This window comes from Fontisubflavum oceani (assembly GCF_030407165.1).
GTDB lineage: Bacteria > Pseudomonadota > Alphaproteobacteria > Rhodobacterales > Rhodobacteraceae > Rhodophyticola > Rhodophyticola oceani.
Window position 1 is genome coordinate 2,225,907 of the sequence record NZ_CP129111.1, and the last position, 13,815, is coordinate 2,239,721.

General features: G+C 61.3%; 12 protein-coding genes. 4 read left to right on the plus strand and 8 right to left on the minus strand.

Annotated elements, in window-relative coordinates; translation table 11 throughout:
* Positions 1-62 precede the first annotated feature (62 nt).
* The 8 genes from QTA57_RS11385 to QTA57_RS11420 are packed head-to-tail and all read right to left on the minus strand — an operon-like array spanning position 63 to position 9,316.
* Positions 63-1,451, minus strand: coding sequence for a dihydroorotase (locus QTA57_RS11385; RefSeq protein ID WP_290151528.1), 1,389 nt, complete (start codon positions 1,449-1,451; stop codon positions 63-65).
* Positions 1,448-2,881 (minus strand): alpha-amylase family protein, encoded by a 1,434-nt coding sequence (locus tag QTA57_RS11390; RefSeq protein WP_290151529.1) that lies wholly within the window; start codon positions 2,879-2,881, stop codon positions 1,448-1,450. The genes QTA57_RS11385 and QTA57_RS11390 overlap by 4 nt, the downstream gene beginning before the upstream one ends.
* Positions 2,878-4,065, minus strand: coding sequence for a pyridoxal phosphate-dependent aminotransferase (locus QTA57_RS11395; protein WP_290151531.1), 1,188 nt, complete (start codon positions 4,063-4,065; stop codon positions 2,878-2,880). Before QTA57_RS11395 ends, QTA57_RS11390 begins: the two co-directional genes overlap by 4 nt.
* Positions 4,066-4,067: 2 nt before the next feature.
* Positions 4,068-5,303, minus strand: coding sequence for an amidohydrolase family protein (locus QTA57_RS11400; RefSeq protein ID WP_290151532.1), 1,236 nt, complete (start codon positions 5,301-5,303; stop codon positions 4,068-4,070).
* A 21-nt stretch (positions 5,304-5,324) separates the two neighbouring features.
* Entirely contained in the window at positions 5,325-6,491 is a 1,167-nt protein-coding gene (locus tag QTA57_RS11405; RefSeq protein ID WP_290151533.1) for a M24 family metallopeptidase, read from the minus strand.
* A complete protein-coding gene (locus QTA57_RS11410; RefSeq protein ID WP_290151534.1) occupies positions 6,488-7,576 on the minus strand; it encodes an Ldh family oxidoreductase in 1,089 nt (362 codons plus the stop codon). Before QTA57_RS11410 ends, QTA57_RS11405 begins: the two co-directional genes overlap by 4 nt.
* Positions 7,573-8,451 (minus strand): DUF4438 domain-containing protein, encoded by an 879-nt coding sequence (locus QTA57_RS11415; RefSeq protein WP_290151536.1) that lies wholly within the window; start codon positions 8,449-8,451, stop codon positions 7,573-7,575. Before QTA57_RS11415 ends, QTA57_RS11410 begins: the two co-directional genes overlap by 4 nt.
* Position 8,452: 1 nt before the next feature.
* Positions 8,453-9,316: a DUF4438 domain-containing protein gene (locus tag QTA57_RS11420; protein WP_290151537.1), complete on the minus strand. Its 864-nt coding sequence runs from the start codon at positions 9,314-9,316 to the stop codon at positions 8,453-8,455.
* A 216-nt stretch (positions 9,317-9,532) separates the two neighbouring features.
* Here QTA57_RS11420 and QTA57_RS11425 point away from each other — a divergent pair, with 216 nt between their 5' ends.
* From QTA57_RS11425 to QTA57_RS11440, 4 genes are read left to right on the plus strand one after another with little or no spacing between them, the layout of a single operon-like run.
* Positions 9,533-11,059 (plus strand): carboxypeptidase M32, encoded by a 1,527-nt coding sequence (locus QTA57_RS11425; RefSeq protein ID WP_290151540.1) that lies wholly within the window; start codon positions 9,533-9,535, stop codon positions 11,057-11,059.
* Between the two features lie 25 nt (positions 11,060-11,084).
* Positions 11,085-12,284: a pyridoxal phosphate-dependent aminotransferase gene (locus tag QTA57_RS11430; protein WP_171558790.1), complete on the plus strand. Its 1,200-nt coding sequence runs from the start codon at positions 11,085-11,087 to the stop codon at positions 12,282-12,284.
* A 34-nt stretch (positions 12,285-12,318) separates the two neighbouring features.
* Positions 12,319-12,810 carry a VOC family protein gene (locus QTA57_RS11435; protein ID WP_171558792.1) on the plus strand — a complete coding sequence of 164 codons (492 nt, stop codon included), beginning with the start codon at positions 12,319-12,321 and terminating at the stop codon, positions 12,808-12,810.
* Positions 12,807-13,805 (plus strand): succinylglutamate desuccinylase/aspartoacylase family protein, encoded by a 999-nt coding sequence (locus QTA57_RS11440; protein ID WP_290151542.1) that lies wholly within the window; start codon positions 12,807-12,809, stop codon positions 13,803-13,805. The genes QTA57_RS11435 and QTA57_RS11440 overlap by 4 nt, the downstream gene beginning before the upstream one ends.
* Positions 13,806-13,815 lie beyond the last annotated feature (10 nt).

A 13,815-nucleotide genomic window follows, 5' to 3' on the forward strand; every position in this document is an offset into this window, starting at 1 on the left:
TCAGCGGCGCAAAGCGGCCCGGGCCGGACGTTATCTGTCAGGCCGTTACCCGTCGTCGCGCGTCATTTTCCTGCGGCAGGGGTCACAAACGCCCCCTGTCCCTGTGGCCCGGTGACAGCGCCATCCAAGAACACTGTGTTGCCCTTCAGGATGGTCTGACAGACTTTGCCCCGCAGGGTCCGGCCCTCAAAGAGATGCGCCACTTCGCGGGCATGGGTGTGGAGTGTGTCGGCCGAAAGCGCGGTCTCACCGGTCAAATCCACAATCGTCACATCCGCGGCGCTTCCTGGTAGCAATGCGCCTTTGAACGGGTAGAGTCCATAGCGCCGCGCGCCATTGGCACAGATCAGATCATGGGCGCGTTTGAGGCTGAGCCGACCATTGGCCACCGCATCAAGCATGGCGGGCAGGATAAACTCGATCCCCGGCACGCCGGGTGGGGCGGCGGGGAAATTCCCCTCGGCGGCTTGTTTTTCGGCTTTGGCAAACGGCGCGTGGTCGGTGGTGACATAGTTGATCACACCATCTTCGATCGCCTGCCAGAGGGCGTCCTGATCAGCCTGATGGCGGATCGGCGGGTTCACTTTCGCGTAAATCCCGGCGCGCGCAACGTCATCCTCGGTGGCGAAGAGATATTGCGGGCAGGTCTCTGCGGTGAAATCCGAGGTCCCGGCAAAACCGCGCAGCACCTCGACGGTCTCGGCGCTGGTCACATGGGCGATGTGCAGTTTGGCCCCGGCGGTGATGTTCATCGCCAGGAGTTTCGCGACCGCCACCGCTTCGCAGATCGCGGGGCGCGATTTGCCATGGGTTGCCGCGTCGGCCGGGTCCAGCGCTTTGGCCTGCGCCTCGTAGTGGGCGAGTAGCGCGGCGCTTTCGGCATGGACCACGACCGGGCGTCCGGTTCCCGCCAAAAGCTGTAGCGCGCGAAGCTGGTCGGCCTCATCGGGAAAGGCCAGCCCCTCGAATTCATCGGCGCGTCCGGCGGGCGACGGTGTGGTGAACATCTTGAAGGCAATGGCGCCGAGATCCAGCATCTTGTCGCGGCTGGCTTCGGTCAGATCGCCAGGGGCGGCATAAAGCGCAAAGTCGATGACCGCATTCTCGGCGAAATGATCGCGGCGGCGCGCCAATTCTTCGGGCGTGGAGCAACAGGGTTTCGAGATCGGCATCTCGAACAGCGTCGTCACCCCGCCTGCCGCTGCCGCCTTGGTTTCTGACAGAACCGTGCCGCGTTCGGGATAGGCCGGGGCGCGGACATGGAAATGGATGTCGACAATGCCGGGAAGGAGGGTCTTGCCGCTGGCATCGATGGTCTGCACGGCTTCTGGCGCGGTCCCCGGGGCATAGACACCGGCGACCACCCCATCGGCCAGGCCCAGATCGACCCGGTGCAGCTCGTCAGGCAACAACACATCGCCGCCGGTGATCAGCGTGTCGAGGGCGCTCATGTTTTCAGCCCAAGTTCGGTCAGAGCCTTGGCGACGCCATCAAGATTGGTCAGATGCATGGAGGCATAATTGGGCGACAACACGACCCCATGCCCGCCCGCGCGATAGGTCGCCATCACCGAGCGATAGGCGATATCCGGCGTGCATCTGGCCTGATCCGCGCGGACGCGGGGCGCATCAATGCCGAGGCCCATAAATACTTTGGCCTTGTCATGCACACCGCGCAGTGCGTCGGCACATTGGCCGTACACATAGGTGTCGGGGTCGAGGCCGTCTTGTACCACCTGATCCAGATCAGACCCTTTGATGCCGAGAATACCATCAAGGACTTTCATCGCCGTGGCGGGGTCGAAATCACGCAGGATCGTCTTCTGGAAGAAGCCGAACTCCTTGTGCCAGATCTCGCCAGACTGATGCTGATAGGTGATCGGCTTGACCCAATCGGCATACATCGTCTGTTCATGCCAGGGCCATTGCGCGCGGCGGAACAGGTTGAAATGATTGCGGTTCCAGACGTTGAGCCCGAAGGGCAGGTCGGGTTTGCACCATTTCACCAGGCCATAAAGCTCCCGGTCGAGGTCTTTGTTCCGCTCTAGCCAGAAGCGCTCCCAGATCAGAACCTCGGGGTTCTCCAAAAGGGTGCGGATGAAGGTGATGAAGGCGCCATCGTCGAACTCTTCGCCCGCAATCGCCGCCTGCATGAACTCATACATCGCGATGCAACCACGACGGCAGGCCTCGACATCGGTGCCCCGTGCGATAGCCTCATTGCGGGCGGCTTCCGAGAAATCTCCCGGCGCTTGGCCTTGCATCATCTGATCCAGCGGGCTGTTGCGCTCGTTGCACCACATGATCCCGTCAATGTCGTAATTGCGCACCTGATCTTCGATGATCGCGTGCATCCAGTTGCGGTAATCGGGGTTTGAGGTCGAAGGCTCATCCTTACGGCGGCCAAACACATCGACCTCCATGCAACTCGCCAGGTTGGGGATGTCGACCGCACTTGCCGAACCATGGCCCGCGTATTTGAAGAACGGCTCCATCAACTCGACATAGACTTTCATGCCGCGCTTATGGGCTTCGGGAATGACCAGATCGAGGATGTCGACCCCCTCCATCTCCTTATCCGTGGCGCGGAAATCCTTGATCAGCGTCTGCGTGTAATACCGCGAGTCAGGGTCGAAATAGGCGCCACCTTTCATCGTGAAGGGCTCGGGCACGCCATGATCGGGCCAGCCATCCAGTTCATGCGCGATGCTGCGCCCGGTTTTCAGGCCGAGCCAAGAGACGGTGCCAAGCATCAGCACATTGACGCCGACGCGGTTTTGCAACGTGTCCAGAACCGTTTCGACGCCCTCGTCGATGAAGCTGATCGGGCTGACTTGAATGCCGACGAATTTCTCATCCGGGTTGGGGGTCATATTGCTCATGCCGCAGCTCCTTTATGGGCCGCGATGAAGGATTTGATCCGCGCCATGGCCTCTTTGATCACCGGCAGAGGTTGCAGATAGGAGATGCGGATAAAATCGCTCTCGGGTTCGCCGAACATATCGCCGGGGAAGACCATGACGCCGGTTTCCTGCAGCAGGTTTTCGCAGAACGGCTTGGCCTTCATGCCCGTAGAGGAGATGTTGGTGTAGATATAGAACGCCCCACCCGGCGCGCCGTAGCTCAGCCCGGCCTCGGTCAACGCCTCCATCAGATAGGCCCGCCTGTCGGCATAGTCGCGGAAGGTGGCCTCCATCTCATCCTGCGGGCCGGTCAGCGCGGCCAGCGCCGCAAATTGCGACACGGTGCAGGTGTTGATCGAGAGCGTGTGGCGCGGTTCGGTCAGTTTCTCGACGAAATCCGCCGGTGCCGCCATATACCCCACGCGCCAGCCGGTCATCGCATAGGTTTTGGAGAAGCCATTCAGCGTGATGGTCCGCTCTTTCATGCCCGGCAGGGTAGCCAGCGACAGATGCTCATGCGGCGGATAGATCAGCTTGGCGTAAATCTCGTCGGCAATGATCAGAATGTCATGTTTGATCGCCAAATCTGCGATTTTGCGGATCACGTCCGGCGGTGTCACGGCACCCGTCGGGTTGTTGGGCGAGACCATAACGAACATCCGCGTCTTGGGCGTGATCCGTTTCTCGATCTCCGCCACATTCAGGGCAAAATCGTCCTTCTGATAGGTCGGTACCGGGATCGGCACACCGCCGCACAAATGCACCGCCGTGTCATAGGTGGTGAAGCGCGGCGAGGTGATCAGAACCTCGTCGCCCTCCTGCACCAGACCCAACATGCAGAGCATGATGCTTTCCTGAACCCCGGCGGTGACGATGATCTCATCCGCGCTGTAATCCAGCCCGTACTCAGTTTTCAGATTGTCACAGATCGCCTGCCGCAAAGGCGGCAACCCAGTTGGTCCGGTATAATGATGCTGATTGTCATCAAGCGCCTGTTTCGCGGCCGCCACAATATGCGCGGGCGTGTGGAAATCCGGATCGCCCCGGCCAAGCGCGATGACGTCATCCAGGCCAGAGGCGATCTCCAGCATTTTGGTGCGGAACGATCCATCTTCATCGACGATGCGGGGCGCGGTGCGTTGCAGCAAGAGGGATTGGGTCATGGTCAGTGCATCCTTTTGCCGTCGATGAAGGTCATCTCGACATGTTCGAGGGCGGTCAGATCTTGGTCGGGGTTGCCGTTCACGACGATCATATCGGCGAGCTTTCCGGCCTCCAGAGTGCCAAGTGTGTCGCCAAACCCGTTCAGCACGGCAGCGCGCGCCGTGATCGCGCGGAGGGCGTCAAGATTGTCGGGGCAAACGCCGACCTCCACCATGAAACCAAGCTCCGGCACGATCCGGTCATGTTCCACTGCAGGGCTGCCCGCATCGGTGCCAAACACAATCGGCACACCGGCCTTGGCCGCGCGCACCAGACCATCGAAGCGGGTCTTGTCGGCCACCGCTTTCTGACGCTCTTCGATCTTCCATTCCGGGATACCGAAGGCGCGGGCAATGTCGGGATTGGCCTGGATCACCAGGGCGGAGAAGGTGGTGACGATCGGCAGTTTCTTGTCGAGCAGAAGCTGGATCGTCTCGTCGGTCATCGAGCCGCCATGCTCAACGCAATCAATGCCAAATTCCGCCACCCGTGCGATGCAGTCGTTATAGGTCGCGTGCGCGGTGATCGGAATGCCGTTGCGGTGGCTTTCATCGATCACGGCATGGAGTTCCTCGTCGGTAAACTCCAGCGTATCGTGGCAGGCCATGATCTTGATTAGGTCGGCACCGCCCTTGACCTGATCGCGCACCGCGCGGCGCATCTCATCCGCGCCAGAGGCTTCGCGGCAGACCCAATAGGTATGGCCGCCAGTCTGGATGATCGCCTCGCCCGAGACCAGCAGCCGGGGACCGGGGAAGATGCCCTGCGCCACGGCCTGTTTGGCAAATAGGTTCGCATTATGCACGCCCAGGTCTCGGACCAGCGTGATCCCGGCGCGCAGGCTCTTGATCATATTGCCGGCGGCTTTGTAGGCGCGGATCTCGGGCGCGTCGAACATGCTCTGCTGGCTCAACTCATGGATCCCGTCCCAGCTCAGATGCGCATGGCTGTTCATCATGCCGGGCATCAGCGTTTTGCCCTTGGTGTCAGTGACCTCCGCACCAGCGGGTTCGCTCGCCAGATCGGCACGTGCGCCCACACCGGCGATTTTGCCGTCTTTCATATGCACATACCCGTCTTCGATCACCTCATCGCCGACGCAGGTGATGACGCGGCCATAAAACAGGCGCTCTACCACGGGCGCGTCAAACATCGGCTTGGTGATTTTCTGGTATTTCCAGGCGGCGGGTTCGGGCATCTTGAGGCTCCTGCTAAAGGGTCAAAGGGCAATGACGCGGGCGTCAATCGGGGTGTTGTGTTGGAAGCGCGAGGGCACATCGACACCGGTTTCGGTCACGATCATCGTGTTGATGGTGCGGTATCCGTCGCGGCCCGGGCGGTAGACGCCGGGCTCGTTGGAGAAGATCATATTGGGCTGGATCGGCGTCGGGTCGCCGGGGGCGAGCCAGGGCGCTTCATGCCCTTCCAGCCCCATGCCATGACCGATCCGATGGCGGATGGCGGCGCCAAGCCCAGCCTCGCGAAGGGTCTCCAGCGCGGCCTCATTGGCGGCGGTGCAAGTCTTCCCATTGGCGCAGGCCGCAACCGCCGCATCGTCGCAGGCCGTCATCGCCTGCATAATCCGGCGCTGCTCGGCGCTGATCTCGCCGACAATCAGGGTGACGCCGCTTTCGGCGTGATAGCCACCGAGGCTCGCGCCGATCCCGGCAATCACGGTTTCGCCGGGCTGCGGTGTGCGTTCGAGAACCGCGCCATGGGGCAGGGCGGCCCGGGGGCCGGAATGGACCGACGCGGTGATGCCCATCGGCGTGCCGGTGAACGCGGCTTTGTGTTTCGTCATCAGCGCGCCACGGGCGTGGGTCATGGCATCGGCCATCAGATCGGCCTCTGTCCCGCCCTGGGCGATGATGTCGCCAGCGGCGGCCTGTAGACGCGTTAGGAAAAGATCCGCAAATCCCGCGGCCTCTGCGGTCAATGCAATCTCTTCTGGCTGCTTGATCGCGCGTTCCAACATGGCGTGATCCGTCAGGTCGAGCCGGATCAGCCGATCTCGCGCGGCGTCGAGGAGGCTGGCGTCCAATAGATCGATGGCGATGGATTTGCGCCCGATTTGCGCCAACATCCAAAGGACCGCAGGCAACTCGTCCGGAAATTCGTCATAGAAGCGCAGATCGCTGAGGCCGGTGCCTTCGGCATTCTCCCTCTCCAAACCCGGCAACATCAAGATCGGCTCACCCGCAACCGGCAGCCAGACCCCCATCGGGCGTTCATTGGCCGACAGAAACAGACCGGTGGCATAGGCGAGATTCGGCGCTCGCAGCAGGAGCAGGCCATCCAAACCGGCGGCCTCCGCCCGGGCGCGGAGCCGGTCCCGCGCGGCGGCGAAGAATCCCGCGCCAAGCGGCGTGAGCGCCGCATCGGTCATAATGTTGCGCCGGTATAGGGGCCGAGGCCCACGAGTTTGGTCTTTAGCCCCAGTTCCTGACCCAGGGCCTGCATATCGGCCAGCACCACATCGTCAATCGGCACGCCGTCGGCGGCTTTGGCGGCGGTTCGGCGGGCTTCCTGCTCGCCGGGCACCAGGATTTCATCGAATCCAGGCCGCAGCGCGCGGGTCTTGGCCATCTGCACAAACTCGCCCATGCGTTTGGCATAGTCGTCGGGGTCCATGAACCAACTGATGTCGATGGCCTGGAAGTAATGCGACACATCCAGTTTCTTCGGATCGGAATAAGGCGTCAGGCCAAAGCCGCCGCCCGAGAGCACACCGGTCATCGCTTCGGTCATGAAGGCGAGGCCATAGCCTTTGTGCCCGCCAATCCCCAGCAACGGCCCTTTTAGCGCCGCCGCCGGGTCGTCGGTCTCATCCCCCTCTGGCGTGATGGCCCAATCGAGCGGCATTTTTTTGCCCTCGCGGATCAGCCAATTCATCATGCCCTTGCCGGCGGTCGTGATCGCGATGTCGAGCACCGTGGGGAAGCCCTGATCCGACGGCGCCGCGATGGACCAGGGGTTGGTGCCGGTCACGCCTTCGCGCCCGCCCCAGGGCGCCATTTCCGGGCCCGCATTGGTGTAGGCAATGCCGATGCAGCCATGATCCAGCGCCTGGCAGGCATGGACCGCGCTGGAGCCGTAATGGGTCGAATTGCGCACAATCACCGTGCCGATCCCGCCCTCCTTGGCCTTCTTGATCGCCAGCTGCATGGCTTTGGCGGCGGCAACCGTGCCAATCCCGTTATGGGCGTCGACCAGGGCCAGTGCCGGGCCTTCTTTGACGATGGACCAATCGGCGCGCGGGTTCACCTCGCCATTGCCGATCCGTTCGTGATAGCGGCGCAGCCGGGCCACGCCCTGACCCTGACCGGGGTGAAATCTGAGTTCAGAGAAGATCAGTGCATCAGCAAAAATGCCTGCGTCTTCCGGAGTCAGGCCAAGCGCCTCGAAGCCTTCGGAGACGAAGCTCCGCAACTGATCGCGGTCGACATTGGTCATTGGGATCGGCTGGCTCATGCGCTCAGCTCCAGGATATCGGCGATATTGGTGCCGGGCGCCTCGAAGCTGCCCAATTGTCCGGCGGGGGCGGTCATCACCACGGTCATGCCTGGGCCATAGCCCGCGCGGGGGCCGTCGGTTTGCCCGACAATCCCGATGCTCATCGCGCCTCTGAGATAGCCGTGATTATAGCGGCTGTCGGTGTCTTGGATGGCCACGACATCGCCAAGGCGCAGGTTGTCGAGCCCGTGTTTCGCAAGCTCGGCCCGATCGGTCGATTGGATATGCAGAGAGCCGCCTTCCGAGGTCAAACCGGCGCCCGCGCCGACGAAATGCGGTGGCACCGTGCCACAGACGCCAATCTTCAGCACACCGTCTTCCAGACGTTTGGGCAGCGCGTCAAAGAGCGCGGGCGAGAGGGATTTGAAGGACACCTCCGGGCAGTCCGGCACCGCCAGGCCGACGCCCTCGCTTTTGACAAGAATTTGATCATCCACGGCGATCTTGCGCCGCGTCTCAACATCGAAATGGATGATCACCTGATCGGAAAACCGTCCCGATTTGCCAGTGACCACGCCGCGTGCGCCTTTGGCTGCGCCGCTGACAATCATCGCCTCGTTGCCGACGCAGGCAAAGACGTTCAGGCCCCGATTTTTGTTGGCATCGGGATGCGCGATGCTGACCGAGGGGTGAATGCAATCGCCCGACCAGCCAAAGGCGCCGTCGCCCACCGTGACGTTATAGACGATGCCGCCAAATGTCGGCCACAGGAAGGCTTTGCCATCGGCATCCAGCCGGTAAGGTTCCGCCGGCAGGCCCGACAGAGACGGATTGGCGACCTGGCCCATCACGGAGACGGTGACGATATCGGCGGCGTTGGTTTGAAGGGACATATCAGGCTCCGATATTCAGAAGTTGGGCGATATTGGCGGAGGCATCGAAGGCGAAATCGATATTGCCTTCGCGCGCGGTCATCAGGGTCAGAATACCGGGGCCATGCCCGGTCATGATGCTGTCGCCATGGATGCACAGACAGATCGAGACCGCGTTTTCGCGATAGGAGCGGCCCCAATGATGGTCCGCATGACGGATGGCGATCAGGTCGCCGAGGTGCATCTGGTCAATGCCCAGCTCCGCCATCAACGCGCGGTCCCCTGACATCAGATCTTGATCGACATATTCGGAGTTCAACTCCGCGCCCGAGCCCATGATGCGCACCGGCAATTCCATCGCGACATTGACATGGAGCCGCCCGGCATTTTCGGTGATCCCCATCGCGTGGAACAGGCGCGGGCTCATCTTTTTCAGCGCCACGCCGGGGTAATCGGTGAGCGCGAGGCCCTGGCCCTTGGTCATCACTTGAATGCGGTCACCGGGCGCCATCACCTCATGCGCCTCGGGCGAGAACTGCACCAAGATGCGGGCATGTTCGCCGACCACAATCCCGCGCTCGCCCGTGGCCATGCCGGAGGTCACCATCGCCTCATTGCCGATGCAGTTGAGGTAATGCAGCGCGTGGTGGCGGCCCGAATCCGCATCGTCATCAATCGATACGCCAGGTTCCACATGATCGCCCGCCCAGCCAAAGGCGCGGTCGCCGCAGCGTACATTGTAGGTGATGCCATACATGCCAGGCAGCACGGTCGCGCGCCCGTCAGGATGGGGGATGTATTGGCCGGGGCGCACCGCAGGCGTGGTGATCACGCCGGATACGGCCATCTCGACCAGACTGGTTTCATTGGTGTTCGGGCTTGGCATCAGGGTGCGGCTCCTTAACGGGCTGAGGCGGCGGACTAGGGCAATGTTTTGGTTTGACTCCTGCTGGCTTCCTTGCCATCAGTATATTGTCGACATTGCGCTTGTCCAAATGGGATACACGAGCGGAATGGATAGTCAAGCACCCTGCGTCGAACCCGCTGGTTTCTCGAAAACCCCGGTGTTCCGCATGAAACGCCGAAGGGAGAACGGCCTGAAATGAGCTATGCTGGATTGATCGAGGTGATGGGCCGGGTGAATGATTTCCTGAATGCAGGGTCGGTTCTATCCTGGGATGCGCGCACGATGATGCCCAAGGCGGGGGCGGAGAGCCGGTCCAAGCAATTGGCCACATTGGCGGTCGCGGCACGCAATCTGCTGTGCTCTGACGAGGCCAAGCGCGCGCTGGAAGGCGCGGAGGCCGAGATGCCCGGCAAGCCCGAAGACAGCCCCGAGGCACGGATCGTCGCGCAGGTCCGCGAAGCGATCGACTATCACGAACGCATCCCGACCGAATTGCTCCGCCGCAAGACGGAGCTTGGCGCGGCCGCGCATGAGGTTTGGGCCGAGGCGCGCGAGAAAGCCGACTTTTCGATCTTTGCGCCCGCATTGACCACGATGGTCGATATCAACCGCGAAATGGCGCAGGCGATCGGGTTCGAAGATCACCCCTATGACGCGCTCATGTACCGATTTGAGCCGGGCACCACCACCGCCGGGTTGAACACGCTTTTCGCGCGTCTGCGGGAGGGGATGCTGCCGCTGGTGCGCGCCATTGCCGAGGCGGAGAAACCGCGCTCTGACTTCCTGTTCCGGGAATATCCGGTCGAGGCGCAAATGGCCTTTGCCCTGAAGATGGCCAAACGGATCGGCTATGACACGGATCGTGGGCGACTCGACACAACGGTGCACCCGTTTGAGGTGTCCTTCACCCGCAACGATGTGCGGATCACCACGCGGGTCAACAAAACCTATATGCCGATGTCACTCTTCGGTGCGCTGCATGAGGCGGGCCACGCGATGTATGAGCAAGGGGTCGATCCGGCCTATACCCGAACCCCGCTCGCCACCGATTTGATCAGCCTTTATGCCGTGGGCGGGGTCAGCTTCGGTGCCCATGAAAGCCAATCGCGGCTCTGGGAAAACCATGTCGGGCGCAGCCGGGCGTTCTGGGCCAATCATATGGGCGATATCAAAGCGGCTTATCCCGGCACGCTGGACGATGTGAACGACGAGGAATTCTACCGCGCCGTCAACCGCTCTGAGCCGAGTTTCATCCGGGTCGAGGCCGATGAACTGACCTATGATTTCCACATCATGCTGCGGGCCGAGTTAGAAAGTAAGCTGGTCGACGGTTCGCTGGAGGTGGCGGACTTGCCTGCGGCCTGGAATGCCGCGATGAAAGAGTATCTGGGCGTCGATGTGCCCGATGATGCGCAAGGCGTATTGCAGGATGTGCATTGGTCCTCGGGCCAGATCGGGACGTTCTGCAACTACACCATCGGCAATATCATGGCCGCGCAGTTGTTCGAAACGGCGACGACCGAAAACCCCGGCATCCAGACCGCGCTTGATGGGGCCGATTACGCCCCGCTGCGCGATTGGTTGACCGATAAGGTCTGCCAGCATGGCCGCCGCTACACCCGCGATGAGCTGCTGCAAAATGCGACGGGCAGGGCGCTCGATCCCGAGCCTTACATCGCGCATCTGACCCGCAAGTTCTCCGACATCTACGCTTTGGCCTGAGCGCCGCGGCGAGAAGGAAACCGACATGACCTCACCAAACACCGCACGCCTGGCAAAACGGGTCAAACTCTCCGATGGGGCGTTGATCACCAAGATGTTGGACATCGCCGAAGGCTTGGACGATGTGATCAAACTGGGCCGGGGTGACCCCGACCTCGACACGCCGGAGCACATCATCAAAGCGGGTCAAGAGGCGCTGGCCAATGGCGCCACGCATTACACCCACCCGCTTGGCATTGCGCCGCTGCGCGAAGCGATTGCCGATAACATCCGCACCTATGGCGGGGCTGATTATGCCGCCGACGAGATCATGATCACGCCGGGCGGGCAGCAAGGGATGTTCATCATCGCCCTGTCACTGCTTGATCCGGGTGATGAGATCATCGTGCCATGCCCAGGATACAACCCCTATCAGCAAGCCGCTGAGATGTCGGATGCGGTTGTCGTCAAAATCCCGATGACGATGGCCACGAATTTCACCCTGACCGCGGAGATGATCGAGCCGCATATCACCGAGCGGTCGAAAATCCTGGTGCTGATCAATCCGAACAATCCGACCGGGTCGGTGACGCCGCCTGATGAAGTGCGCAAGATTGCGGAACTGGCCAAGAAGCATGATCTGATCGTGATTTCAGACGAAATTTATGCCCGTTTGACCTTTGGCAATAACACTGTGCTGCCCGTCGCGTCCCTGCCGGGAATGCGGGATCGGACGATCACGCTCAGCGGATTTTCGAAAGCTTATGCGATGACCGGCTGGCGGATTGGGTATCTCGCAGGACCCCGCGATCTGATCATGCCGATGTCTGAGGTCAACCACGCCTTCGCCATCTCAACCGCTGCAGTCAGCCAACATGCGGCGCTGGCCGCCATGACCGGCCCGCAAGATTGCGTCGAAGAGATGCGTCAGACCTATGACGCGCGCCGGAGGGCGATTTGCGAGGGGCTTGATGCCATCGGCATGGGCTATGCCGAACCGCAAGGTGCGTTCTACGTCTATGCCAATGTCGCCAGCCTGGGCCTTGGGATCACCGCCGGGGCCTTCTGTGAACGGCTTTTGGCCGAGGGCCGGGTGATGATGTACCCGGGCACGATTTACGGCGACCACACCGACGATTTCGTGCGCATGTCGATGACCCAACCGGTGGATCGCATCAAGATCGCGATGAAACGCATGGCCGATGTGGTCGAAAGCTTCCGCGCCGAGAGCAGCCAACCCGCTTAAAAGCCAATCCGCTTAAAAGAATGAGGACCGACGCATGAATGTGAAATCCGACAATCCGAATATCAAAAGCATCAAACATATGGCCTTTGCCGTGAAAGATGCCGAGCAAGCCCTTGGGGCATATGCGAAATTCCTGCATGTGCCGGCTGAGACGGAAATCACCCATTTCCCCAAATCCGGCAACAAGGTCGCGTTGTTCTACCTCGGGGGGATTGAATACCAGCTTTGCCAGTCGACCGACCCGAATGGCCGGTTTGCCTCTTGGATCAAAGAGCGTGGGGCAGAGGGGCTGCACCACATCTGTTACGAGGTCGACAATATCGACGATGCCTTGGCGCATGCGAAATCCCAAGGCGCCGAACTGCGGATTTGTCAGGCCTGCGGCGTCTATGGCAGCCACGCACATCCCGAAGGCTGGGTGGCGTTTCTCGACAATGATGCTGGCGGGATCGAGATCGAATTCATGCAGGTCTACACCCCCGAACAATTGGCAGCTTACGAAAAATCGGGGGCGGAAGCGGTATGAGCACATCTGCGAATGAGAGCCTGACGGTCGGCACGGCCACGGCAGAACCGGGCCAGATGATCCGCGGGGCGATCCCGGCGGGCGATCTGGCGGGCGGCGTCAAGGTCGAGATCCCGGTTGTCGTGATCAATGGGGCGGCGCCGGGTCCGACCTTCTGGGTCAATGCCGCGATCCATGGGGATGAGCCCGAAGGGCCGCTCGCCTGCATGTTGGCCAGCAAACAGATTGACCCGGCCAAACTGCGCGGCGCGGTGGTGATGGTGCCTTGCGTGAACCCGCTGGCTTTTTCCGCCGCGGAGCGTGGCAATCCGTTAGATACGTTCACCTATGACATGAACCGGATTTATCCCGGCAAGCCCGATGGGTATTTCAGCGACCGGGTGGCAGACGCCCATTGGCAGGCGATGAAAGACGTCGCGGATCTGGAAATTTCGATCCATTCCGGCGGCGCGCATTCCTTCCTCGACAAGGCGATTTTCGTCGATGAACGCCCCGAAAGCGTCGAATTGGCCAAGGCCATGGGCGCGGGCTGGGGCTGCATCATGTCGAACTTCACCAAATCCGGCAGCCCGATGGCCGCGATGAACAATGCGGGCAAGGTTGGCATCACCGTCGAACTTGGTGGGCGCTCCTATACCTCGCCCGAGCGGTTTCGCTATGTCGGGGCCGAGCTTGCCAAATCGATCCTGAATATCTGCTTCCACTATGACATGCTGGACGGGGAGGCGACTTATCCAGACGATGCCACCAAAGGCCAGCAAGAGGCATTGTTGGCCCCGGCATCGGGTATCTTCCTGCCCGAAGAGGGTGTCGATTTCCTGACCATGATGAAGAAGGGCGATAAGATCGCCTCCATCGTGAACATCTTCGGGGATGTGGTCGGTGAGCTGCACGCCCCCGCCGATGGGATGTTCTTTGGCTTGCGCGCGCTGCCGAATGTGAACCAGGGCGACTGGTGTTGCTTCTTCAACAAGGTGGAGGGCCCCCGTGACTGAGCGGGGGTCT